This window comes from Serratia sp. 506_PEND (genome assembly GCF_001076875.1).
GTDB classification, from domain to species: domain Bacteria; phylum Pseudomonadota; class Gammaproteobacteria; order Enterobacterales; family Enterobacteriaceae; genus Serratia; species Serratia marcescens.
Genome location: NZ_JVEL01000324.1, coordinates 1 through 23,188 on the forward strand (window position 1 = coordinate 1; position 23,188 = coordinate 23,188).

23 protein-coding genes are annotated in these 23,188 nt (G+C 59.8%); 4 read left to right on the forward strand and 19 right to left on the reverse strand.

Annotation, left to right across the window (positions count from 1 at the left end):
- Positions 1-256: 256 nt before the first annotated feature.
- The 5 genes from hemG to ADK28_RS09130 form a co-directional block, all read right to left on the reverse strand.
- Positions 257-790: a menaquinone-dependent protoporphyrinogen IX dehydrogenase gene (hemG, locus tag ADK28_RS09110; protein WP_028127640.1), complete on the reverse strand. Its 534-nt coding sequence runs from the start codon at positions 788-790 to the stop codon at positions 257-259.
- Positions 791-811: 21 nt separating this feature from the next.
- The gene (trkH, locus tag ADK28_RS09115) at positions 812-2,263 is read right to left on the reverse strand and encodes a Trk system potassium transporter TrkH (RefSeq protein WP_004934492.1); all 1,452 of its coding nucleotides are present in this window, start codon (positions 2,261-2,263) and stop codon (positions 812-814) included.
- Between the two features lie 35 nt (positions 2,264-2,298).
- Complete coding sequence (locus ADK28_RS09120) at positions 2,299-2,913, reverse strand: IMPACT family protein (RefSeq protein ID WP_016929437.1); 615 nt, start codon at positions 2,911-2,913, stop codon at positions 2,299-2,301.
- Positions 2,913-4,244, reverse strand: a complete 1,332-nt coding sequence (pepQ, locus tag ADK28_RS09125; RefSeq protein ID WP_048795487.1) for a Xaa-Pro dipeptidase — start codon at positions 4,242-4,244, stop codon at positions 2,913-2,915. Before pepQ ends, ADK28_RS09120 begins: the two co-directional genes overlap by 1 nt.
- A gap of 112 nt (positions 4,245-4,356) precedes the next feature.
- Entirely contained in the window at positions 4,357-5,553 is a 1,197-nt protein-coding gene (locus ADK28_RS09130; protein WP_048795488.1) for an MFS transporter, read from the reverse strand.
- A gap of 233 nt (positions 5,554-5,786) precedes the next feature.
- Between ADK28_RS09130 and fadB the strand changes: the two genes are divergently transcribed.
- Entirely contained in the window at positions 5,787-7,976 is a 2,190-nt protein-coding gene (gene fadB / locus ADK28_RS09135) for a fatty acid oxidation complex subunit alpha FadB (protein ID WP_048795489.1), read from the forward strand.
- 10 nt (positions 7,977-7,986) lie between these two features.
- On the forward strand, positions 7,987-9,150 hold the full coding sequence (gene fadA / locus ADK28_RS09140; RefSeq protein ID WP_004934476.1) for an acetyl-CoA C-acyltransferase FadA: 1,164 nt from the start codon (positions 7,987-7,989) through the stop codon (positions 9,148-9,150).
- 172 nt (positions 9,151-9,322) lie between these two features.
- On the opposite strand, the gene fre is transcribed toward fadA, so the two are convergent.
- The 3 genes from fre to pepE all read right to left on the reverse strand — a co-directional run bounded on the left by fre (position 9,323) and on the right by pepE (position 12,383).
- A complete protein-coding gene (gene fre, locus ADK28_RS09145; RefSeq protein WP_048795490.1) occupies positions 9,323-10,024 on the reverse strand; it encodes an NAD(P)H-flavin reductase in 702 nt (233 codons plus the stop codon).
- A gap of 50 nt (positions 10,025-10,074) precedes the next feature.
- Entirely contained in the window at positions 10,075-11,595 is a 1,521-nt protein-coding gene (ubiD, locus tag ADK28_RS09150) for a 4-hydroxy-3-polyprenylbenzoate decarboxylase (RefSeq protein WP_015376309.1), read from the reverse strand.
- 62 nt (positions 11,596-11,657) lie between these two features.
- Positions 11,658-12,383, reverse strand: coding sequence for a dipeptidase PepE (pepE, locus tag ADK28_RS09155; protein WP_004934469.1), 726 nt, complete (start codon positions 12,381-12,383; stop codon positions 11,658-11,660).
- 245 nt (positions 12,384-12,628) lie between these two features.
- Between pepE and rfaH the strand changes: the two genes are divergently transcribed.
- Positions 12,629-13,117, forward strand: coding sequence for a transcription/translation regulatory transformer protein RfaH (rfaH, locus tag ADK28_RS09160; protein WP_016929445.1), 489 nt, complete (start codon positions 12,629-12,631; stop codon positions 13,115-13,117).
- Between the two features lie 45 nt (positions 13,118-13,162).
- On the opposite strand, the gene hemB is transcribed toward rfaH, so the two are convergent.
- The 11 genes from hemB to ADK28_RS09215 form a co-directional block, all read right to left on the reverse strand.
- Positions 13,163-14,185, reverse strand: coding sequence for a porphobilinogen synthase (gene hemB, locus ADK28_RS09165; protein ID WP_004934463.1), 1,023 nt, complete (start codon positions 14,183-14,185; stop codon positions 13,163-13,165).
- 14 nt (positions 14,186-14,199) lie between these two features.
- The gene (gene tatD / locus ADK28_RS09170) at positions 14,200-14,982 is read right to left on the reverse strand and encodes a 3'-5' ssDNA/RNA exonuclease TatD (RefSeq protein WP_028127638.1); all 783 of its coding nucleotides are present in this window, start codon (positions 14,980-14,982) and stop codon (positions 14,200-14,202) included.
- Between the two features lie 53 nt (positions 14,983-15,035).
- Positions 15,036-15,806 (reverse strand): Sec-independent protein translocase subunit TatC, encoded by a 771-nt coding sequence (gene tatC, locus ADK28_RS09175; protein WP_004934456.1) that lies wholly within the window; start codon positions 15,804-15,806, stop codon positions 15,036-15,038.
- 3 nt (positions 15,807-15,809) lie between these two features.
- Positions 15,810-16,361, reverse strand: coding sequence for a Sec-independent protein translocase protein TatB (tatB, locus tag ADK28_RS09180; RefSeq protein ID WP_016929448.1), 552 nt, complete (start codon positions 16,359-16,361; stop codon positions 15,810-15,812).
- Between the two features lie 3 nt (positions 16,362-16,364).
- Positions 16,365-16,628, reverse strand: a complete 264-nt coding sequence (gene tatA / locus ADK28_RS09185) for a Sec-independent protein translocase subunit TatA (RefSeq protein ID WP_048795491.1) — start codon at positions 16,626-16,628, stop codon at positions 16,365-16,367.
- Between the two features lie 80 nt (positions 16,629-16,708).
- The gene (gene ubiB, locus ADK28_RS09190) at positions 16,709-18,340 is read right to left on the reverse strand and encodes a ubiquinone biosynthesis regulatory protein kinase UbiB (protein ID WP_004934451.1); all 1,632 of its coding nucleotides are present in this window, start codon (positions 18,338-18,340) and stop codon (positions 16,709-16,711) included.
- On the reverse strand, positions 18,337-18,945 hold the full coding sequence (gene ubiJ, locus ADK28_RS09195; RefSeq protein ID WP_048795492.1) for a ubiquinone biosynthesis protein UbiJ: 609 nt from the start codon (positions 18,943-18,945) through the stop codon (positions 18,337-18,339). Before ubiJ ends, ubiB begins: the two co-directional genes overlap by 4 nt.
- Before the next feature lie 13 nt (positions 18,946-18,958).
- Positions 18,959-19,714, reverse strand: a complete 756-nt coding sequence (ubiE, locus tag ADK28_RS09200) for a bifunctional demethylmenaquinone methyltransferase/2-methoxy-6-polyprenyl-1,4-benzoquinol methylase UbiE (protein WP_004934443.1) — start codon at positions 19,712-19,714, stop codon at positions 18,959-18,961.
- 78 nt (positions 19,715-19,792) lie between these two features.
- Positions 19,793-21,340, reverse strand: coding sequence for a DNA recombination protein RmuC (gene rmuC, locus ADK28_RS09205; protein WP_048795493.1), 1,548 nt, complete (start codon positions 21,338-21,340; stop codon positions 19,793-19,795).
- Between the two features lie 140 nt (positions 21,341-21,480).
- Positions 21,481-22,011 (reverse strand): DedA family protein, encoded by a 531-nt coding sequence (locus tag ADK28_RS09210; protein WP_004934438.1) that lies wholly within the window; start codon positions 22,009-22,011, stop codon positions 21,481-21,483.
- Between the two features lie 79 nt (positions 22,012-22,090).
- Positions 22,091-22,873, reverse strand: a complete 783-nt coding sequence (locus ADK28_RS09215; RefSeq protein ID WP_016929452.1) for a tyrosine-protein phosphatase — start codon at positions 22,871-22,873, stop codon at positions 22,091-22,093.
- A 22-nt stretch (positions 22,874-22,895) separates the two neighbouring features.
- On the opposite strand from ADK28_RS09215, the gene ADK28_RS32450 reads away from it, so the two are divergent.
- Complete coding sequence (locus tag ADK28_RS32450) at positions 22,896-23,114, forward strand: hypothetical protein (protein WP_103086425.1); 219 nt, start codon at positions 22,896-22,898, stop codon at positions 23,112-23,114.
- The last annotated feature ends 74 nt before the right edge of the window (positions 23,115-23,188 follow it).

The following is a 23,188-nucleotide window of genomic DNA, read 5'->3' on the forward strand; positions in this document are numbered from 1 at the left end:
CACAGATTGTCTGATAAATTGTTAAAGAGCAGTGCCGAGAAACTCATCGGCGCGGGCTGCGTATACTACGCTTTTCGCCCGGAGAGTCAAGCGTTTATTTCGCTTTCTTCTCGCTGACCCGGCGGCTTGTCAGTCGTTGTTCCCGGTCAGTGGAGGCGCATTATAGGGAGTTCTCGGCRGGCCGCAACCCCTAATTGCAAAAAACTTTTCAAGCGCGGTTTTTTTCGGCAAAACGCTGACCAAACCCGCGTTTTTGTCACTTTTCGTACTGGATCTGGCTAAATTCCTGGGCAAAGCGGTCGACCTGTTGCCAATCTGTGTACTCCACTTCCTTACTGGTATCCGTTTCACCGCCCGTCATACGCATAATGAATTGAATCATGATGCGGTCGAACCAGCGATAACGCGGATAACGCAATGCGCCGGCAAACACCGCACACTGTTTTGGCTGCCACGGCGAGGCCAGCAGGAACTTGCGGGTATAAGCGTTGGTTTGCGGCGAGCGCTTTTCCGGTTTACGCGCGGTCAGGTTCACGGCAAAGAACGCGCTCGGCATTCGATTCAGTTGTTCGGCATGACGTTTGACGAATTTATCCAGCGCCGGGTTAAAGTGCCCGTAACGGATAGAAGCGCCGATCATCACCTGCTGGTACTGACTAAGGTCGACCTGTTCCGCCTGCAGCAGATCGATCACCTCACAACGCTGCGTGTCCTGCAGCTTGCTTGCTATATAAGAAGCGATAGCACGTGTTTGCCCGTCACGGCTCGAATAAAGTATCAATGCCTTCATGGCGTACTCCTTATATCAGACTTACTCACGCCAAAAAGTTGGCGTGAACAGCACCAGCAATGTAAACACTTCCAGGCGTCCGAACAGCATCGTCACCACCAGGATCCACTTGGCCGCCGCCGGCATCGTGGTGAAGTTATCCGCCACCACGCCCAGGCCGGGGCCAAGGTTATTGAGTGTTGCCGTCACTGCGGCGAACGCGGAAAAATCGTCAACGCCGGTGGCAATGATCGCCAGCATGCTGACGATAAACACCAGCGCATAGGCGGAGAAGAATCCCCACACCGCTTCCAGAATACGTTCCGGCAGTGCGCGATTGCCCAATTTGATGGTATAGACCGCGTTGGGGTGCACCAGCCTTTTCAACTCTCGCGAGCCCTGCAGGTATAGAAGCAGGATACGGATCACCTTCAGGCCGCCGCCGGTCGAGCCGGCACAACCGCCGATGAACGCTGAGCACAGCAACAACATCGGCAGGAACAGCGGCCACTTGGCGATGCTGTCGGTCGTAAAACCAGCCGTGGTCGCCATCGATACCACCTGGAAGAACGCCTGATTGAGCGTTTCCATACCGCTCTTATAGACGCCATGTCCCCAGAGCACCAACGTGCATACCACCACCAGCGTCAACTGAACGAAGATAAACATGCGGAATTCAGGATCGCGCCCGTACACCTTCAGGCTGCGGCCGCTCAGCAAAGCGAAGTGCAGGCCGTAGTTACAGCCGGAAATCAGCAGGAACACGGCGATGATGGTGTTGATGGTCGGGCTGGCGTAATAACCGATACTGGCGTCGTGGGTAGAAAAACCGCCGATGGCGATGGTCGAGAAACTGTGGCCGATGGCATCGAACACCGACATCCCAGCCCCCCAGAGCGCCAGCGCACAGGCGACGGTCAGCAACACATAGATTAGCCACAGGGTTTTGGCGGTTTCGGCGATGCGTGGACGCATCTTGTTATCTTTCAGCGGCCCGGGCATTTCCGCCCGATACAGCTGCATGCCGCCGACGCCGAGTATCGGCAGTATCGCCACCGCCAACACGATGATCCCCATGCCGCCCATCCATTGCAGCATTTGGCGATAGAAAAGAATAGCCTTCGGCAGCGAGTCCAACCCCACCAGCGTCGTCGCACCGGTGGTCGTCAATCCCGAGAAGGATTCAAAGAAGGCGTCGGTCAGCGACAAATTGGGCCGTTCCGAAAACAGGAACGGCAATGCCCCCACGCTGCCCAGCACGGTCCAGAACAGCACGACGATCAGGAAGCCTTCACGCGGCTTCAGCTCGTGTTTTTGCTTGCGGTTCGGCCACCACAGCATCAGCCCGATGGTCAGCGCCACGAAGAACGTTTGGCTGAACGCGCGCCCCGCCCCATCGCGATAAATCAATGCCACCAGGCCGGGAATAAACATCGTCCCGGAGAACAGGATGACCAGCAGACCAACGATACGGGTTATGGCGCGAAAATGCATTTCAGCACGATCCTTAGCAATTCAATTGGGAGGAATTATTGCGAAATGGGGGTTAATTGCAAATTACCGCGACTGAGATCACGCAATTTATTCCCAAACAGCTCGACCTCGGTGGCCGGCAACGCCAGATGCAGCACGACGGCGGCGCCGTATTCGCCCTGCAGGATCCGACCTGCGGTTTGCTGCAGCAAGTTCTCCACCAGCGCCAACTGCGCATAGTCGCACTGCAAGATATATTCGGCTTCCGGCACCTTTTCTACCAACACCAGCTGCTTCAACGCCTGTTGAACACCGTTGCCATAGGCTTTCACCAGCCCGCCGGTGCCCAACTTGACGCCGCCATAGTAACGAACGACCACGGCGGTCACTTCGCCGATACCGCTGCCCATCAGCTGCGCGAGGATCGGTTTGCCAGCGGTGCCCGACGGTTCTCCATCGTCGGAGAACCCCAGCTGCTGTGAGTCATCGGGGCTGCCGGCGACGAAGGCCCAACAATGGTGCCGCGCCGCCGGGTGCTCATCCCGCACCTGCTGAATAAACGCCTTTGCCGCTTCTACCCCGCTGGTTGGCGCCAGCAGGGTGATAAAACGGCTCTTCTTTATTTCTTCGGTAAAGCGGGTTGCTTCCGCCGGTATCGGGTACGGCCGCATCAGGCCAGGTTCAGATCGCGCGTCATGTTCTCGATACGCTTTTCATGGATCACGATGTTGTCTTCGATACGGATGCCGCCATACGGCTTCAGCGCATCGATGCGATCCCAGGCGAAGTGCTGCTTGAACTCACCGCTGCGCCACGGCGCCAACAGAGATTCGATGAAGTACAGACCCGGCTCGATGGTCAACACCATGCCCGGCTGCAACACGCGGGTGCAACGCAGGAACGGATACTTGGACGGCGCCGCCAGATGGGTGCCTTGCTCGTCCTGCATAAAGCCTGCGGCGTCGTGCACCTGCAGGCCCAGCGGGTGCCCCAGCCCGTGCGGCAGGAACGGCGTGGTGATGCCCGTTTCAACCATCGCCTCTTCGCTGAGGCCATTCACCAGTTTGTGATTCTTGAGCAGCTTGGCGATGCGCTGATGCATTTGCACATGGTAGTCGGTATAGCGCACGCCGGTTTTAATGGTGTCGATCAGCGCCAGCTGTTCACTATTGAGATCTTTCACCAGATGAGCGAACTCGCTGCCGCTTTGCGCCGCATAGGTACGCGTCAGATCGGCGGCGTAGCCGTTATATTCCGCCCCGGCGTCGATCAGAAAACTCAGGGACTCGGCCGGCGGCTGATGATCCAGCTTGGTGTAGTGCAGTACCGAAGCGTGTTCGTTCAGCGCTACGATGTTGTCGTAAGGCACGTCGGTATCACGGTGGCCTGTCGCCGTCAGGTAGGCCAGGTTGATGTCGAACTCGCTCATGCCGGAGAGGAACGCCTCATGCGCCGCACGATGGCCGGTTACCGCCGTCTTCTGCGCTTCGCGCATGCAGGCCAGCTCGTAGCCGGTTTTGATCGAACGGTGGAAATCCAGGTAGTTCAGCACCGCTTTCGGGTTGATGTGTTCAGAAGAAATACCGAGATCGCGTGCGCGCTGTTGCGCATAACCGATATAGCCCACACGCTCGCGCTGCGGCGGAAGCTGCTGGGCGATAGCGTCGGCGTTGGCCAGCGGCATCAATTCAAGGGATTTGGTCCAGAAACTGTCCGGCAGCGGCTCTACGCTGTGCCAGTAGTCAACCGGGGAGTAGAACCACAGCTTCGGCTTGTTGACACCGTCGATCCACAACCAGCAGTTCGGCACCGACGTCACCGGCACCCAGGCTTTGAAATGCGCATTCACTTTGAACGGATAGCTATGGTCGTCCAAAAATACCTTTTGCAGTTCACCGGAGTGAATCAGCAACGCATCCAACTTGTTGCGCTCCAGCACTTCGCGCGCGCGTTTTTGCAGCTCTGCCAAGTGGTCGTTATACAAAGAAGCCAGCGTTTCCATCACAGTACCCTTATGCCTTAGCACGAAAGAAGTCATCTTAACACAGCGCTCCGGCGCACCAACCTTATCGCGTTGGGCATGCGGAGCAGCTCGCAATTCCCTGCAAATGCCGTTACATCCGCAGTTTAACCATTAGCCAGCCGGCCAGGCCGAGCAACGCTATCGCCAGCGTCCATAGGCCGTGGTGCTCCAATAACACCGCACCGGCCGCGGCAATGCCCGCCAGACACTGCTGCAGAAAGCCACACAGCGCCATCGCATAGGCACCGTGCTCTTTGGCGTCGCTGACCGCCATCGCCATGCTGTTGGGAAACAACACCGCCTGGCCAAAAATGGTCAGGCAATACAGCGCGATGAACAGTGCCATACCGGAAAGGCCGGCCAGAATGCCGCCCCACCACAACAGCAGGATCGCCGCCGTCGCCAGAGCGACGATGCCGCTGCCGGTTTGCATCAGTTTTTTCCCGCCGACACGCGCCACCGTGCGGTTCACCGTCAACGCGCCGCTAAAGTAGGCGATACCTATCACCAGCCCCAGCGCGCCGAACGCCGTGACGTTGAGGCCAAACCCCTGCTGCATGACGAACGGGCTCACCTCCTGCAATGTCACCGTGGTGGCGAAACCCAATCCGCCGACGCAGGCCGGCCAGAAGAACCCCGGCCGCCGCAGGATGGCGAAGTAGGTGGCCGCCATCGCCGGGCGTGGCCCGCGTGCGCGCCCCGCCTCAAGCGGCAGCGTCGCCATCAGCGCCAGAATGGCCAAACCGGTGGCGCCCATCAGGACGAAGCCCATCTGCCAGTGCGAATATTGGCTGAGCAGGCCGCCGATAAACTGCCCCCCGCCCAGCGCAGTGATGAAAGCGATGGAGAGCACCGACAGACGGCGCGCCAGCTCATCACCGCTCCAGTTATCCCGCACGATGATACGCGCAATGATCGCCGCACCGCCGGCGCCCACACCCTGCAGCGCACGCAGCGCCAGCAGCTGAGTGCCGTTGCTGCACAGCGCCAACAGCCCGCTGCAGCCAATGAAAAGAAACAAAGACAGCGTCAGGGGCGCACGGCGGCCAAAGCGATCGGCGGCCGCGCCCCAGAACAGCACCGGCAAAGCGGCGCCGATGACGAAGATCGAAATGGACAGCTCGGTGGCGCGTCGGCTCATCGCCAGCTCCCGCATCACCGTCGGCAGCGAAGGCAAATACACGGTCGTCGCCATCTGTGCCATAAACACCAACAGACATGCCAGCGTCATGGTTCTGGCCGGAATGCTCCATAAGCCGCTGCGTTTGACACAAGCCGCCTTAGTCATGCGTAACCTCGTCTGAATGTTCATTCGCTGCGAGCAAGTGTATGAGTGCCGACACACTCCAGCAAATGCCGATAGCACATAAAATATAACTTCGTTTCAAATCAAAAAACTAACTTGGCGACATGTGATCCGACCAGCAAATATGCAATCTCTCATTTGCATATTTTTAACATAAAAACCACACTCCTCTTCATCTGGTCATACCAGATCATACGCTGATTCAGGAGATAGACATGCTCTACCAAGGCGAAACATTACAACTGCACTGGCTCGATAACGGCATCGCCGAGCTGGTGTTCAACGCACCGGGCTCGGTCAACAAGCTGGACACCCGCACCGTCGCCAGCCTGGGCGAAGCGCTCACCGTGCTGGAAAACCAGCCTGAGCTCAAGGGGTTGCTGCTGCGCTCCTCCAAAGCCGCGTTTATCGTCGGCGCCGATATCACCGAATTCCTTTCTCTGTTCGCCGCACCGGCTGAAAAGCTGCACGAGTGGCTGGTATTCGCCAACAACGTCTTTAACCGGCTGGAAGATTTGCCGGTACCGACCATTTCGGCCATTAACGGCTATGCGCTCGGCGGCGGTTGCGAATGCATTCTGGCGACCGATTTCCGCGTCGCCTCGCCGGACGCGCGCATCGGCCTGCCGGAAACCAAATTGGGCATCATGCCGGGCTTCGGCGGTTCCGTCCGTCTGCCGCGCCTGCTGGGTAACGACAGCGCGCTGGAAATCATCGCCGCCGGCAAAGACGTCAGCGCCAAAGACGCGTTGAAAGTCGGCCTGGTGGATGCGGTGGTGACACCGGAAAAACTGGCCGAAGCGGCGCTCAACATGCTGCAACAGGCGATCGACGGCAAGCTGGACTGGCGCGCCGCGCGTCAACCTAAGCTGGCGCCGCTGAAACTCAGCCCGATTGAAGCGGCGATGAGCTTCACCACCGCCAAAGGCATGGTGCTGCAGACCGCCGGTAAACATTACCCGGCGCCGATGACCGCGGTGAAGACCATTGAAGCCGCCGCCAAGCTGGGCCGCGATGAAGCGCTGAAACTGGAAACCGCCAGCTTCGTGCCGTTGGCCCGCTCCAACGAAGCGCGCGCGCTGGTCGGCATCTTCCTTAACGATCAGTTCGTGAAGGGCCAGGCGAAAAAGCTGGCCAAGAATGTGGATGCGCCGAAACAGGCGGCGGTGCTGGGCGCCGGCATCATGGGCGGCGGTATCGCCTATCAATCGGCGCTGAAAGGCGTGCCGGTGATCATGAAAGACATCAGCGACAAGTCGCTGACGCTGGGCATGAGCGAAGCGGCCAAGCTGCTCAATAAGCAACTGGAGCGCGGCAAGCTGGATGGCCTGAAAATGGCGCAGGTGCTGTCGACCATTCAGCCGACGCTGGACTATGCCGGCATCGAGCGTGCGCAGGTGATCGTTGAGGCGGTCGTCGAGAATCCGAAAGTCAAAGCCGCCGTGCTGTCGGAAGTGGAAAACCTGATCGGTGAGGACACCGTTCTGGCGTCGAACACCTCGACCATTCCGATTAATCACCTGGCAAAATCGCTGAAGCGCCCGCAAAACTTCTGCGGCATGCACTTCTTTAACCCGGTGCACCGCATGCCGCTGGTGGAAATCATCCGCGGCGAACAGACCAGCGACGAGACCATTGCCAAAGTGGTGGCCTACGCCAGCCGCATGGGCAAAACGCCGATCGTGGTGAATGACTGCCCAGGCTTCTTCGTCAACCGCGTGCTGTTCCCGTACTTCGCCGGCTTCAGCCTGCTGCTGCGCGACGGCGCCGACTTCCGTCAAATCGATAAAGTGATGGAGAAACAGTTCGGCTGGCCGATGGGCCCGGCCTACCTGCTCGACGTCGTGGGCATCGACACCGCGCACCACGCGCAGGCGGTGATGGCCGCCGGCTTCCCGGATCGCATGAGCAAAGACTATCGCGACGCCATTGACGTGATGTTCGACAACCAGCGCTTCGGTCAGAAAAACCAGCTGGGCTTCTACCGCTACAGCCAGGACAACAAAGGCAAACCGCGCAAGGACAACGACGAGCAGACCGATGCGCTGCTGGCCGAAGTGAGCCAACCGCGCCAGACCATCAGCGATGAAGAAATCATCGCGCGCATGATGATCCCGATGATCAACGAAGTGGTGCGTTGCCTGGAAGAAAAGATCGTCGCCAGCCCGGCCGAAGCCGATATGGCGCTGGTCTACGGCATCGGTTTCCCTCCGTTCCACGGCGGCGTGTTCCGCTACCTGGATACGCTCGGCACCGCCAACTACGTTGAGCTGGCCCAGCGTTACGCACACCTCGGCGCCCTGTACCAGGTGCCGGCCGGTCTGCGCGCCAAGGCCGAACGCAATGAAAGCTACTACCCGGTGGCGACACCGCTGTCCGACGTCGCAACCCGCCAACCGGCATGAGGTCATAAAGATGGAAAACGTAGTTATTGTTGATGCCGTACGCACGCCGATGGGCCGCTCCAAGGGCGGCGCCTTCCGCCAGGTGCGCGCCGAAGATCTCTCCGCTCACCTGATGCGTGAAGTGCTGAGCCGCAACCCGGCGCTGGACGCCGCCGAGATTGATGACATTTACTGGGGCTGCGTGCAGCAAACGCTGGAACAAGGCTTCAACATCGCCCGCAACGCCGCGCTGCTGGCCGAGATCCCGCACCGCGTGCCGGCGGTGACCGTTAACCGCCTGTGCGGCTCTTCGATGCAGGCGCTGCACGACGCGGCGCGCGCCATCATGGTTGGCGACGCGCACATCAGCCTGATCGGCGGCGTGGAACACATGGGCCATGTGCCAATGAATCACGGCGTGGATTTCCATCCGGGCCTGAGCCGCAGCGTGGCCAAAGCCGCCGGGATGATGGGGCTGACCGCCGAAATGCTGGCCAAGATGCACAACATCAGTCGCCAGATGCAGGATGAGTTTGCCGCCCGCTCCCACCAGCGCGCACATGCGGCGACGCTGGCGGGTTACTTCAAAAACGAGATCATACCGACCAACGGTCACGACGCCGACGGCGTGCTGACCCGTTACGATTTCGATGAAGTCATTCGCCCGGAAACCACCGTCGAAAGTCTGTCGGCCCTGCGTCCGGCGTTCGATCCGGTCAACGGCACCGTCACCGCCGGCAGCTCCTCCGCCCTGTCGGACGGCGCTTCCGCCATGCTGCTGATGAGCGAATCGCGCGCCAAAGCGCTCGGTTTGAAGGCCCGCGCCCGCATCCGCTCGATGGCGGTGGTCGGCTGCGATCCTTCCATCATGGGCTACGGCCCGGTGCCGGCCAGCAAGCTGGCGCTGAAACGCGCCGGTCTGAGCGTGCAGGACATCGATCTGTTCGAGCTGAACGAAGCGTTCGCCGCCCAGTCGCTGCCGTGCATCAAGGATCTGGGGCTGATGGACAGCATCGACGACAAGATTAACCTGAACGGCGGCGCCATCGCGCTCGGCCACCCGCTGGGCTGTTCCGGCTCCCGCATCTCGACCACCTTGTTGAACAACATGGAACGTCGCGACGCGCAGTTCGGCCTGGCGACCATGTGCATCGGCCTGGGCCAGGGTATCGCCACCGTCTTTGAACGCGTTTAGCTGTGTCTATCTTGGGATGACCGCGTCACCACTTCAAATCGCGGCATCCCGCCAAGTTTAGTTGCCGTTCTTCCCGCCTGTCAGGGGCGGGTTTTTTATGCCTGAAATTTGCCGACGCCCAAATAAAAACGGGGCGACCCTCGGCCACCCCGTTCACTGCGCATCGCCTCTGTCAGATAAACGAAAACGCGTCGCCAAACATATGCGCTTCCTGCGCGCCGCGCTCGGCGCAGAAACGCTCGCGGGCGATTTTCGCCATCTCGAAACGCCCGGCGATGTAGATGTCATGCTCCGCCAACGTGCCGAAATCCTGCAACACCGCGCTGAGCACGGTGCCACTGCGGCCACGCCATTCCGCCTCCGGCTGCTCGACCACCGGGATCACCTTCAGGTTCGGGTGTTGCAACGACAGCGCTTCCAGCTCGCTCAAATCGTACAGGTGCTTCAGCTCACGCCCGCCCCAGTAGATGGAAATGTCGCGATCCGGCTGCTGCTCCAGCGCGGTCAACAAGATTGAACGCGCGTAAGAGAAACCGGTGCCGCCGGCGATCAGCACCAGCGGACGGCTGCCCTCTTCCCGCAGCCATGCGTCGCCGTGCGGCACGTCAACGGTGATCGCCTGCTCTTTCAGGATGCGATCCATCACCGCCATGGCATACAGATTCAGTTCCGAAGCGCCAATGTGCAGCTCGATATAATCTTGCTGCGTCGGGGTTGATGCCAGTGAGAACGGACGCTTGTCGCGCTCATCCATCACCACCATCAGATATTGCCCTGCCTTGAAAGAAAACGGCTGCTCGGGCACCAGACGTACCCGATAAACCGTATCGGTAATGGCCTCTACCGAGGTCACTTTACAGCTCAATATTGTCATGCGTTCCCTCTGTCGGGTCATCAATGCAAAGCTGAGAACAGGGCCTGACGCTATAACGTCGGTTCCCTGTCACTGAAGATTGCGAGCTCATCCCAGATTTCGTCGACGCGCGCACGTACCTTTTCATCCATCTGAATCGGACGGCCCCATTCGCGATCGGTTTCACCCGGCCATTTATTGGTGGCGTCCAGCCCCATCTTCGAACCCAGGCCGGAAACCGGCGAGGCGAAGTCCAGATAGTCGATCGGCGTATTCTCCACCAGAACGGTATCCCTTGCCGGATCCATTCGTGTGGTGATCGCCCAAATCACGTCGTTCCAGTCGCGCGCATTGACGTCATCGTCACAGACGATAACAAATTTGGTGTACATAAACTGCCGCAGGAACGACCAGACGCCCATCATCACGCGTTTCGCATGGCCGGCGTACTGTTTTTTCATGGTCACTACCGCCAGGCGGTAAGAGCACCCTTCCGGCGGCAGATAGAAATCGACGATTTCCGGGAACTGCTTTTGCAGGATCGGTACGAACACTTCATTCAGCGCCACGCCCAGGATCGCCGGCTCATCCGGCGGGCGGCCGGTGTAGGTCGAGTGGTAGATCGCGTTGCGGCGCTGGGTGATGTGAGTAACGGTGAACACCGGGAACTGGTCGATTTCATTGTAGTAACCGGTGTGGTCGCCGTAGGGGCCTTCCGGCGCCATTTCACCCGGCTCGATATAGCCTTCAAGCACGATTTCGGCGCTGGCGGGCACTTCCAGATCGTTGGAAAGGCACTTGACCACTTCGGTTTTGTTGCCGCGCAGCAGCCCGGCAAAGGCATATTCAGACAAGGTATCAGGCACCGGCGTGACCGCACCGAGGATGGTAGCAGGATCGGCGCCCAGCGCCACCGCAACCGGGAAACGCTCGCCCGGGTGCGCCTGGCACCACTCCTGATAATCCAGCGCGCCGCCGCGATGCGACAGCCAGCGCATGATCACTTTATTCTTGCCCAGCACCTGCTGGCGATAGATGCCGAGGTTTTGCCGTTCCTTATGCGGGCCGCGGGTCACCGTCAGCCCCCAGGTGATCAGCGGCGCGGCGTCTTCCGGCCAGCAGTGCATCACCGGAATACGGCTGAGATCGACATCGTCACCCTGCCATACCTGCTCCTGACAAGGCGCGGATCCCAGCACCTTGGTCGGCATGTTCAGCACCTGCTTGAACTTCGGCATTTTGTCGAACAGATCGCGGAAGCCTTTCGGCGGCTCCGGTTCTTTGAGGAACGCCAGCAGTTTGCCGACTTCGCGCAGCGCGCTGATGTCTTCCTGCCCCATGCCCATCGCCACGCGATTGGCGGTGCCGAACAGGTTGCACAGCACCGGCATGTCATACCCTTTCGGGTTTTCAAACAGCAGTGCCGGACCGCCCGCTCGCAGGGTGCGATCGGCAATCTCCGTCATTTCCAGGTAAGGATCGATCGGCTGGCTGATGCGTTTTAGTTCCCCTCTCTTCTCCAGCAACGAGAGGAAATCGCGTAAGTCACGGTATTTCATGCTGATCATTATAACGGCCAGTGGGGAGGGCATTATAAGCCCTCTTCACGGTTGTTGCTGCAATTTTGTTAACGCCGCCCGCCGCCGGGTGGCCCTCAGCCGCAGTTGAACGGCACCAGCGCAGCCAGCGCGCGCGTATCCTGATATTCACGCGTCTCCTCACCGTGGCGGAACACCTTGAAGCCCTGCCCGTTAGCGCTGAAGTAACGCAGCGCATTGCCTTCAACGTGCAGCAGGCTACCTTCACGCAGCGCCACCACCGATTCGCTTGGGTTGATCGCGCAGAACTCCGCCAGGCGCTCGTCACGGGTTTCGCCCATGTGGCCGCTGATATGCGCGTCGATGTAGTGCGGGTTGATCTGCACCGGGAACAGCCCCAGCGCCGGCAGCACCACGCTGCAGCGCACCGGCATGTCATTGGTGGTGCGAATGCTCGGCGTGGCCACGTTGCAACCGGCGCTCCAGCCGACGTAAGGCACTTCACGCTCGCGCACCGCGCGCTGGATGGGCACGATCAGGCCTTGCTCGTGCAGCATTTGGTTCAGCAACCAGGTATTGCCGCCGCTGACCAAAATGCACTCCGCCTGCGCGATCGCCGCCGCCGGTGAAGCGGCATGGTGGATGCTGGTGACTTCAATGCCCAGCGTTTGCGCCAGTTCCTGCGCACGCTGGTCGTAGTCGTAACGAATCAGGGCGTAAGGGATAAAGACGGCGGATTTGATGCCGCGACGCGCAATCATCGCCAGCAGCTGGCTTTTAGCGTACCCCAGCAGCTCGGCTTCGCCAGACAGCTTGCCGTTGCTCAACAGAAACAGCTCCATTTCTTTCCCCCTCGGTCGAAAACGATGAATAGCGTCACAGCCGGCGGCGCTACGCCTGTCATACTGTGACGGTAACAAATTTTTAGCCCTCTGTTATACCAGCGCCGTATCGATAAGTGTGTGACCCCTCGCTAATAGCCGCAGATTCATAGAGATAGGTGATGTTACACGCTGAAACTTGCATCACTATGTATCCGGAATAGCTTTTGATATGCTTACCGGCTGGCAGAAAGGCATGTGAAACTATGGAATCCTGGTATCTACTTTATTGCAAACGCGGTCAGTTGTTGCGGGCGCAGGAACATCTGGAACGGCAGCAGGTAAACTGCCTCAGCCCGATCATCACGCTGGAAAAGATCGTGCGTGGTAAGCGCATCGCGGTCAGCGAACCCCTGTTTCCCAACTATCTGTTTGTGGAGTTCGACCCGGAGCGCATTCACACCACCACCATCAGCGCCACCCGTGGCGTCAGCCACTTCGTGCGTTTCGGCGCGTTGCCGAGCGTCATCCCGAGCAAGGTGATCGATGAACTGCGCACGCACGCCTGCGAAACCTATGTCGATCCGGAAACCCCACAGCCGGGGGATACCGTTTTGATCGTCGACGGCGTGTTCGAAGGGCTGCAGGCGATCTACACCGAGCCGGACGGCGAAGCGCGTTCCATGTTGTTGCTGAACCTGATCAACAAGCAGGTCAGCCAAAGCATCGACAACCGACAGTTCCAGAAGATGTAATGCAAAAGGCGCCTTCAGGCGCCTTTTTGTTGGCTCATTTTACGCTTAGCGGCGCATCGCGTCGTCGTGCAGCCACTGGGCGACACGCTTGGCGAAGTAGGTCAGCACGCCGTCGGCGCCGGCGCGTTTAAAGCACATCAACGATTCCATCACCGCAGGTTGCTCCTGCAGCCAGCCGTTCTGAATCGCCGCCATATGCATGGCGTACTCGCCGGACACCTGATAAGCGAAGGTTGGCACACCGAAGGTATCCTTCACGCGGCGCACAACGTCGAGGTACGGCATGCCCGGTTTCACCATCACCATGTCCGCACCTTCCTGCAGATCCTGCGCAATCTCCTGCAGCGCTTCGTCGCTGTTGGCCGGATCCATCTGATAGGTCTTCTTGTTGCCGCCCTTCAGGTTGCCGCTGGAGCCCAACGCATCGCGGAACGGGCCGTAGTAGCAGGAAGCATACTTGGCGGAGTAGGCCATGATCTGGGTATTCACCAGGCCCTGCAATTCCAGACGATCGCGGATCGCCCCGATGCGGCCGTCCATCATGTCGCTCGGCGCCACGATTTCCGCGCCCGCTTCGGCATGGGACAGCGCCTGACGCACCAGAATGTCTTTGGTCACGTCGTTAATCACATAACCCTGCTCATCGATCACCCCGTCCTGCCCATGCGTGGTGTAGGGATCGAGCGCCACGTCGGTCAGAATACCCAGCTCAGGCACCGCGTCTTTCAGCGCGCGCACCGTGCGCTGTACCAACCCTTCAGGGTTATAGGCTTCTTCCGCATGCAGCGATTTCAGGCTCGGTTCGATCACCGGGAACAGGGAAATCACCGGCACGCCAAGTTTGGCGATGGTTTCCGCTTCCTTGACCAGCAGATCGATCGTCATGCGTGATACGCCCGGCATCGAGGCCACTTCTTCCTGGCGGTTGCTGCCTTCCATGACAAACACCGGATAAATCAGATCGTTGACCGTCAATTGATTCTCGGCCACCAGGCGGCGGCTGAAGTCGTGACGGCGCACGCGGCGCATACGGCGACCAGGGAAGGTGCCCGGAAATGCATAGCTCATAGTTTTCTCCTAGCTCAAACCAGCCGGAATAGCCGGCGGGCGTTCTCATCGGTTTTTTGCCCCAGCCATTGCGGCTCTTCCCGCCGCCAGACGGCGACCTGCTGCACGATGTGGGGCAGGAAACAGGGTTCGTTGCGGCGAGATGCGGGTTTAGGCTGTAAATCCCGGGGCAACAGATAAGGGGCGTCAGTTTCCAGCAGCAGACGCTCGGCTGGGATCTGCGGCAACAGTGCGCGCAGTTCCAGGCCGCGCCGCTCGTCGCAGACCCAACCGGTAATCCCGATCGACAAACCCAGCGACAGGCAGCTTGTTAATTCTTCGGCGGTGCCGGTGAAGCAGTGCACCACGGCCGCGGGCAGTTTATCCAACCACGGCGTCAGTAGCTCGGCAAAACGTGCGTGTGCGTCGCGGCAATGCAGAAACACCGGCAGCGCCAACTCCGCCGCCAGCGCCAGCTGCGCGGTGAACGCCGCTTCCTGCTGCGCGGGCGTCGAGAAGTTGCGATTGAAATCCAGGCCGCATTCGCCGATCGCCGCCACTTCAGGGCGTGCGGCTAACGCATAAATCTGCTCGGCGGCGTGTTCATCCCAACCGCTGGCGTAATGCGGATGCACACCGGCGGTAGACCAACAGTAACCCGCATGTTGCTGCGCCAGTTCCGCCGCTTCGCGGCTCTCTGCCAGATCGGTGCCGGTAATCAACATCCCGGTAACGCCCGCCGCGCGGGCGCGCTCCACCACCGCCTGGCGATCTTTGGCGAATTGGCTGCTGGTCAGATTAACGCCGATATCAAACATGATTTTTTCCAAAGCAAAAGCCGCCCAATGGGCGGCTTCGCAATCAATGTGGATCAGGGGGCTGGGGGTTCGTCACCCTCGTCTTCTTCTTCCGCTTGCGGACGACGTTTGCCGGTATAGAAGCGAGCGAAGAACACCCCCACTTCAAACAGCAGATACATCGGTATTGCCAACAAGGTTTGCGAGAACACGTCTGGCGGCGTCAACAGCATGCCGACCACAAACGCGCCAACCAACACATACGGCCGTTTCTTCTTCAGATCTTCCGGCGAGGTGACGCCACTCCAGCACAGCAGAATGATGGCGACCGGCACTTCGAAGGCAACGCCGAACGCCATAAACAGCGCCATGACGAAATCGAGGTAGTTTTTAATGTCGGTCGCAATGGTCACCCCCATCGGCGCGGTCTTGGCGAAGAAGCCGAAGGCCAGCGGGAACACGATGAAGTAAGCGAAAGCCATGCCGAGGTAGAACAGCAGGCTGCTGGACACCAGCAGCGGCATCATCAGGCGTCGTTCATGCTTGTACAGCGCCGGCGCGATGAATGCCCACACCTGATACAAAATCATCGGCGCGGAGACGAACACCGAGACGATCATGGTCAATTTGATCGGGGTAAAGAACGGTGACGCCACGTCAGTGGCGATCATGCTCGCACCGGCCGGCAACTGCTTCAGCAGCGGCGCAGACACCAGTTGGTAGATGTCGTTGGCGAAAAACACCAGCACCACGAACACCGCCAGCACGCAAATAATCGAGTTCAACAGCCGCTTGCGCAGCTCTATCAGATGACTGATAAGGGGTTGGGTATCTTCAACAGCCATGTATTAACGATCGCCACTAGGTTGGTGAGACGCTGGGGTTTTATCCGCAACAGGTTCGACAGGTGCCGGCGCGGTTTCCACCGGCGCTTTAGCCGGCTGCGCCGCCACCGGCGCGACGGCTTCAGGTTCCGTGGCCGGTTTTGGCACGGCGGCGGGCGCGCTGGCGCGGGTTGCCGCTTCCGCCGGCGTCACGCCATCGTGCAAGGCTTCCGGATCGGTGATCTGCGGGTTATGAATGGTGTTCGCCAGCTCTTCTTTCTCGCCCTGGTAGGTGCGTTTCAATGATTCCGCCGCGTCTTTCAGCTCATCCATCGACGCCTTCAGTTCCGGCGTCAGGTTCTGCAAGCCAGCCTGTTCCGCTTTTTTCAGGCTGTCCTGCAGCTCCTGCAGCTTCAGCTCCTGAGACAGTTCGTGCTGCACCGAGGCCGCCAGCGAGCGTAGCGCGCGGATCCAGCCTGATACCGTTCTGACCGCGACCGGCAAGCGTTCCGGCCCGAGAACAACCAGGCCGATCACCAGCACCAGCAGCAGCTCACTAAACCCAATGTCAAACACGGTTTATACCNGCTCTTTGTTCTTCGACTCTTCCGGTTTCACTTCCGGCTGCTTTTCGGTAATAGGCTTGGCCGAGAAGTCAGCGTCATCCAGGCTGCTTTTCTCAGCCGTGTTGGGGGCCGACGGCGTATCGTCGCCGATCGCCTTCTTGAAGCCCTTGATCGAGGCGCCGAGATCGGAGCCCAGCGTGCGCAGTTTTTTGGTACCGAACAACAGCACCACGATCACTGCGATGATCAACAATTGCGTAATACTAATACCGCCCATTTTAATTACCTCTAATTTTAAAGGGTCTTTTAAAGCCAGCCCGCATTATAGGGCCGACTTTACCAGAGTAACGAATTAAATCAGGTGGTTCGCTTCCAGCCAATCACCCAGCATACGATGCCGGCGGCCATCATCCAGGCGGGAAACACCTCGATTTGCCCCAGCAGCAACAGCGTGCCGCTTACCAACAGTGTAGCGCCAACGCCGAACAAATAACGTGACTGCCCCTGACGAACCCGCTGAGCCTGCATCTGGTTGGTCAGCTTATCAACGCTTTGTTGCAACAGTTTATGCTGCTGCAGGCTGTCGTAAAACAGTTCGGGCAGTTCCGGCAGCTTCTCCGCCCAGAACGGCGCCTTCTCTTTCAGCGCACGCACCACGGCGGGAATGCCGACCTGATCGCGCAGCCAGCTCTCGAGGAACGGCTTGGCGGTAGTCCACAGATCCAGCTGCGGGTAGAGCTGACGCCCCAGACCTTCAACATACAGCAAGGTCTTCTGCAATAACACCAGCTGCGGCTGCACTTCCATATTGAAGCGTCGTGCAGTGTTGAACAGGTTCAGCAACACGTTGCCGAAGGAAATCTCCGCCAGCGGCTTCTCGAAAATCGGCTCGCACACGGTGCGGATGGCGAATTCGAAGTCTTCCACGTTGGTGTCGCGCGGCACCCACCCGGAGTCGACGTGCAGTTCCGCCACCTTGCGGTAATCGCGATTGAAGAAGGCGATGAAGTTTTCCGCCAGGTAGCGTTTATCATCCTTGTTCAGCGAACCGACGATGCCGCAGTCGATACCGATGTAGCAAGGATCTTCCGGATGTTCGTAGCTGACGAAAATATTACCGGGATGCATGTCCGCATGGAAGAAGCTGTCGCGGAAGACCTGGGTAAAGAACACCTGGACGCCGCGTTCCGCCAACAGTTTCATGTTGGTGCCCTGCTGTTCCAGCGTGGCGATGTCCGAGACCGGAATGCCGTAAATGCGCTCCATCACCAATACGCTTTCGCGGCAGTAGTCGGAATAAACTTCCGGTACGTACAGCATTGGGCTGCCGTCGAAATTGCGGCGCAGCTGAATGGCGTTAGCCGCTTCGCGCAGCAGGTTCAATTCGTCCAGCAGGGTTTTCTCGTACTCGCGTACCACTTCGCGCGGGCGCAAACGGCGACCGTCCGGCAACAGCTTCGGCACCCAGCCTGCCAGCCGGTACATCAGACGCACGTCGGCCTTGATAATCGGCCCGATATCCGGCCGGATCACCTTCAGCACCACTTCCTGGCCGGTGGTTTTCAGCCGCGCGGTATGCACCTGCGCGATCGAGGCAGAGGCCAGCGGCTGCTGATCGAAGTCATCGAACCAGGTCTCCAGCGGGCCGCCCATCGCCAGCTCGATATGCTTACGCGCCAACGCGCCATCGAAAGGCGCCACCCGATCCTGCAGCAGCGTCAGCTGATCGGCAATGTGAGGCGGAAACAGATCGCGGCGGGTCGACATCATTTGGCCGAACTTGATCCAGACCGGCCCCAATTCCTGCAGCGCCAGCCGCAGACGTTCACCCAACGGTTTGTCCTTATGCCGATTCGGCATCCAGAACAGCAGCCGGCGGCCAAAGCGCAGCGGCAGCGTCAAACGCATTTTAGGGATCAGCTCGTCCAGCCCGTAGCTGAGAAAAACGCGGACGATAAAATACAAACGGCGCAGTTCACCTGGGGTCATCGCTTGCCCTCCAACTTGTCCATGCGGGCAGACAGCGCCTCCGCGCTGCGGGCGAGTGCGTCAACTTCTTCGTTGAACCACACCACTTCCAGCGGCCCCGGCGCCAGGCGCCNCTCTTCGGTCAACGCCTCCGCCATCCCCTGCTGCCGGCGCATAAAACCGGCTTTCACCAGCGAGGCGCCTTTACCCAGCGCCTGTGTAATGCCTTGGGCGGCAATATCGCCGATGTAGGGCGCCAGCCATTCCGCCGGATCCCACTCCGCCAGATCGAGCAGGCCAACCAACTGTTGCACCACCTGAATATCGCCTTCCACCGTCAATTCGCCGCTGCGCATCAGCACCGGCAGCTGCTGGCGATCGCGCAGCTTAAGTAAGGCGGGAATGCGGCTACGCACGGTGCAATCGGCGCTGTCTTCAGACTGCCCCAGCACATCCACGCGCAGTTCGCTGAACACCAGCACCAGCGGTGAAGCCAGCTCTTCCAGTTCGATGCGCAGCACCTTGCCCGCCAGGCGTTGGCGGGCGGCTTTCATGCTGCGATCGCGAAACAGCAGGTTATTCAGCGAGGTTTCCAACGCGCCGGTCAGCAGAGGGGTAAACAGCATCGGCATCTCCCTCTCAGAACTTGAAGCCGCGATGCAGGGCGACAATCCCACCGGTCAGGTTGAAATAGGTGACGTTTTCAAAACCGGCGTTGCCCATCATGCCCTTCAGGGTTTCCTGATCGGGGTGCATGCGGATCGATTCCGCCAGGTAGCGGTAGCTGTCAGGATCTTTCACCACCAATTCGCCGATCTTCGGCAGCACGTGGAAAGAGTAGGCGTCATAGGCTTTGCTCAGCGGCGCCAGCAGCGGCTTGGAGAACTCCAGCACCAGCAGACGGCCGCCCGGTTTCAGCACGCGGAACATCGAGCGCAACGCTTTGTCTTTGTCGGTGACGTTACGCAGGCCAAAGGAGATGGTGATGCAATCGAAGTAATTGTCCGGGAACGGCAGCGCTTCGGCGTTGGCCTGCACGTAATTGATGTTGCCGACGATGCCGCGATCGCGCAGCTTCTCGCGCCCCATCTTGAGCATCGAATCGTTAATGTCCGCCAGCACCACCTGCCCCTGCTCGCCGACCATGCGGGAGAACTTGGCGGCCAGGTCGCCGGTACCGCCGGCCAGATCCAGCACGCGCTGCCCGCGGCGCACGCCGCTGCAGTCAATGGTGAAACGCTTCCAGATACGGTGAATACCGAACGACATCAGGTCGTTCATCACGTCATACTTTGCCGCTACCGAATGAAAAACGTCCGCCACCATGGCCTGTTTTTCGTCTCTAGCGACGGTGCGAAAACCGAAATCGGTGGTTTCCTGCGATTGATCTGCCATTGTCCTGCCTGCTATTCAGTCAATTTTGTGTGGATGAGTGTACCAGAAGCCCGGGAAATACCCCACCTCGCCACGGCCTCAGCCGTGCGAAACGAAGCCCGATTCCCCGGCGGTATCGTCATCGTCGTTCGTCTGCGGCAGCGCGGCGACATCATCGTCGTTCGCCTCTTCCGCTTCATCGTGTTGCGCGCCGGCTTGCTGCGCCAGCAGCGGGTTTATCGGCCGTTTGACTTCAACCCCCAACGCGCGGAAACCTTCAATTTGGCCGATAAGATTACCACGGCCTTCGCTCAGTTTGTTCATCGCCTGACGATAACTGCCCTGCGCCTTGTCCAGGCTCTGCCCCAGTGCGGACATATCGTCCACGAACAGCCGCATCTTGTCATACAGTTTCGCCGCGCGATCGGCGATGCGCTGGGCGTTCTGGCTCTGATGCTCATAGCGCCACAGGTTGGTGATGGTACGCAGCGCCACCAGCAACGTGGTCGGGCTGACCAGCATGATGTTGTGCTTAAGCGCTTCGCTGATCAGCTCCGGCTCGCGATCGATAGCCAGCAGGAAGGCGGGCTCGACCGGAATGAACATCAGCACATAGTCCAGAGAACGCAGCCCCGGCAGCTGCTGGTAGTCCTTGCGGCCCAGCATGCGGATGTGGCCGCGCAGCGAGGCAATATGTTCGCTCAGCGCCGCTTCGCGCTCCGCCTCATCTTCGCCGTTGAAATAGCGCTCGTAGGCGATCAGCGACATCTTGGCATCGATCACCACATCCTTGCCCTGCGGCAGGCGCACGATCACATCAGGCTGCATGCGGCTCTGGTGATCCACCCGCACGTTGACCTGCGTTTCATACTCATGCCCTTCGCGCAGACCGGAGGCCTCCAGCACCCGGCTCAGCACCACTTCGCCCCAGTTGCCCTGCGTTTTGTTGTCGCCTTTCAGCGCCTTGGTGAGGTTGATCGCCTCACGCGCCATCTGCGCGTTCAACTGCTGCAGATTGCGTATCTCATGCGTCAGCGTGTGGCGCTCCCGCGCTTCCTGGCCGAAGCTGTCCTGCACCTGACGGCGAAAACCGTCCAGCTGTTCGCGCAACGGCAGCAGTAAACGATCCAGGCTTTGCTTATTTTGCTCGTCAACCTTGCGGCCGCTGTGTTCAAAAATGCGGTTGGCGAGGTTTTCAAACTGGGTGGTGAGGCGCTGTTCGCTGTTGATCAGCAGACGCTGTTTCTCCTCCGCCGCCATGCGCGTCTCTTCCAGACGGATGGTGACTTCGCGCAGCTCAGACTCCTGCGCGCTGTTAACCTCGCGCTGGGCGCGCAGCTCTTGGTTGAGCAGCTCGCATTCGTTGCGCCAATGGGTGAGCTGTTGCAGCTTCTCATGCCCGGCCGCCAGTTGGCTGTGCAGATTGCGCAGCTCCAGCTCGCTCTGGCGCAACTGCTGCTCGTGGCGCTGTAGCGTTTCCTGCCGCACGGCCGTTTCCTGCTGCGCCTGCTGCAACGCTTGCTCCAGCAACCGCAGTTCGGTTTCATGTTGCGCATGCGTCTGCTGCACCCGCAGACTGGCGATCAGCCACCCCAACAGCATGCCGATCGCGACGCCGCCAATCCCATAAATCAGACTGGTATCCACCCTGCCTCCTGTTGCACCTAGCCGTTGCGGCGTTTTGCTCGCCCATTGCCCGTCACGTTAAGGGGAGGCTGTATGGATGTCCAGCCTGATTTTGCCGGCCGCGCACAATATTGCGCGGCGCTGCGCAATTTAGCGAGAAATCAGCCCAGCCACTGGCTGAGCCACTTGATGCCGAATGCCCCCGGCGCCAGAATGCCAAACGCCCAGATCATCGCCGACGTGACGTTGGCCAGCTGGAAATAGCGCTGCGGCATGCCGCAAATGCCGCCCACCAGCGGCACCACGGCGCGCAGCGGGCCGAAGAAGCGGCCGATGAAAATGCCCAGCACGCCCCAGCGCTCGAAGAAGGCGTGGCCGCGCGCCAGCAGCTGCGGATTGCGCGACAGCGGCCACATATGGGCCACGCGATCCTGATAGTGATAGCCGATCCAGTAAGAGAGCCAGTCGCCGAAAAACGCCCCGGCAGCGGCGGCGGCCCAAATCGGCCAAAAGGCGATGCCGCTTTCGCCGATCAGCGCGCCCAGCGCCAGCAGGATCACCGTGGCCGGCAGCAGCAGCGACAAAAACGCCAGCGACTCGCCGAACGCCAGGAAGAAAATGATGGGAATGGCCCAGCCTTCGTGCTGACGCACGACATCGCTGACCCAGTTGATAACGTCATTGAGGCTCAATACGGGGCTCCTGATACGCGATGGTTCGCCGCCTAGGATAAACCGGGGCGAGTTAAACCCCGGCTAAACACGCGGCAATTTACTCGAGGTAGAATGCCTGCAGCGCTTCGCGCTGGGCCGCGCCCAGGCCGTATTCCGCTTCCAGCCAGCGGTCGGTGGAGCCGTATTGCCGGCGGATGCAGCCCAGCGCCGTCATCAGGAACTCCTCGCGCGCGCTGAGCACGTAGGCGAATTGCTCCAGCGCCGCCGCATTCAGCTTGATAGAGAGCTGATCCAGCATCTGTTCGCGGAAAGTGGCCAGCGTGGTTTCGGTCAGCAGATAGTCTTCCAGCACCGTCGCTTCGTCGGCCCCCAGCGCGAACAGCACCAACGCCGAACCGACCCCGGTGCGATCCTTGCCGACCGCGCAGTGTTGCACGATCGCACCGCCGCCAGGGTTGCTCAACAGCTGCGCCAGCCGCTGATAGGCCGCATTGCCGAACGGCAGACGGCGATACAGCTCCAGCATGAACGCCCGAGCGTCGAAAGCGGCCAGCGTTTCGTTGGTGAGCTTTTCCAGGTTGGCGTTAACTTCGCTGCTCAGCGGGTTGGCCGGCACATGGTGATAGTCGGCGCCATTCCACAGAATATCCGGTTTGGCCTGCACCTCGTCGGCATCGCGGTAGTCCAGCACCGAACGCACCGGCACTCCAGCGAGGAAAGTGCAGTCGTTTTCCGTCAGTCGCTCGAGAGAACCGGAGCGGAACAGCAGGCCGCGTTTGATGCGGCGCCCGTCGGCCACGCCGTTGCCGCCGAAGTCACGGAAGTTAATGCCGCCGTCGAGCGGCGCAAGCGAAGGATGAAGCAGGATCTGGGCGGTCATAAACGTCCTCGTTGTTTTTGTTATGACAACGCGCGGCAGCCATCGGCGCAGCGCTGAGGAGTATCACCGTAACAGATTAGCCGCAAATGGAAAAACGGGCCGCGTCGGCGGCCCGTTCAGTTCGTTGACAAAGGAGGAAAAAACGCGGTTTTTCCTCCTTTGTGGTCATCAGCCGAAAATCAATGAATTGATTTTCCCTGTTTGTTATCCGCAGCTCTTTGCAAACCCGGCAATGGCATGAGGTTGATGACAAACCTCAACAGGCGCGTCGGCGGCCCGTTGAGGGGAGGCGATTACAGCAGACGGCGGGCGGCG

Coding starts and splice junctions, on each gene's coding strand:
- hemG (WP_028127640.1), bottom strand. CDS start 790: ATGAAGGCATTGATACTTTATTCGAGCCGTGACGGGCAAACACGTGCT.
- trkH (WP_004934492.1), bottom strand. CDS start 2,263: ATGCATTTTCGCGCCATAACCCGTATCGTTGGTCTGCTGGTCATCCTG.
- ADK28_RS09120 (WP_016929437.1), bottom strand. CDS start 2,913: ATGCGGCCGTACCCGATACCGGCGGAAGCAACCCGCTTTACCGAAGAA.
- pepQ (WP_048795487.1), bottom strand. CDS start 4,244: ATGGAAACGCTGGCTTCTTTGTATAACGACCACTTGGCAGAGCTGCAA.
- ADK28_RS09130 (WP_048795488.1), bottom strand. CDS start 5,553: ATGACTAAGGCGGCTTGTGTCAAACGCAGCGGCTTATGGAGCATTCCG.
- fadB (WP_048795489.1), top strand. CDS start 5,787: ATGCTCTACCAAGGCGAAACATTACAACTGCACTGGCTCGATAACGGC.
- fadA (WP_004934476.1), top strand. CDS start 7,987: ATGGAAAACGTAGTTATTGTTGATGCCGTACGCACGCCGATGGGCCGC.
- fre (WP_048795490.1), bottom strand. CDS start 10,024: ATGACAATATTGAGCTGTAAAGTGACCTCGGTAGAGGCCATTACCGAT.
- ubiD (WP_015376309.1), bottom strand. CDS start 11,595: ATGCCCTCCCCACTGGCCGTTATAATGATCAGCATGAAATACCGTGAC.
- pepE (WP_004934469.1), bottom strand. CDS start 12,383: ATGGAGCTGTTTCTGTTGAGCAACGGCAAGCTGTCTGGCGAAGCCGAG.
- rfaH (WP_016929445.1), top strand. CDS start 12,629: ATGGAATCCTGGTATCTACTTTATTGCAAACGCGGTCAGTTGTTGCGG.
- hemB (WP_004934463.1), bottom strand. CDS start 14,185: ATGAGCTATGCATTTCCGGGCACCTTCCCTGGTCGCCGTATGCGCCGC.
- tatD (WP_028127638.1), bottom strand. CDS start 14,982: ATGTTTGATATCGGCGTTAATCTGACCAGCAGCCAATTCGCCAAAGAT.
- tatC (WP_004934456.1), bottom strand. CDS start 15,806: ATGGCTGTTGAAGATACCCAACCCCTTATCAGTCATCTGATAGAGCTG.
- ubiB (WP_004934451.1), bottom strand. CDS start 18,340: ATGACCCCAGGTGAACTGCGCCGTTTGTATTTTATCGTCCGCGTTTTT.
- ubiE (WP_004934443.1), bottom strand. CDS start 19,714: ATGGCAGATCAATCGCAGGAAACCACCGATTTCGGTTTTCGCACCGTC.
- ADK28_RS09215 (WP_016929452.1), bottom strand. CDS start 22,873: ATGACCGCCCAGATCCTGCTTCATCCTTCGCTTGCGCCGCTCGACGGC.
- ADK28_RS32450 (WP_103086425.1), top strand. CDS start 22,896: ATGACAACGCGCGGCAGCCATCGGCGCAGCGCTGAGGAGTATCACCGT.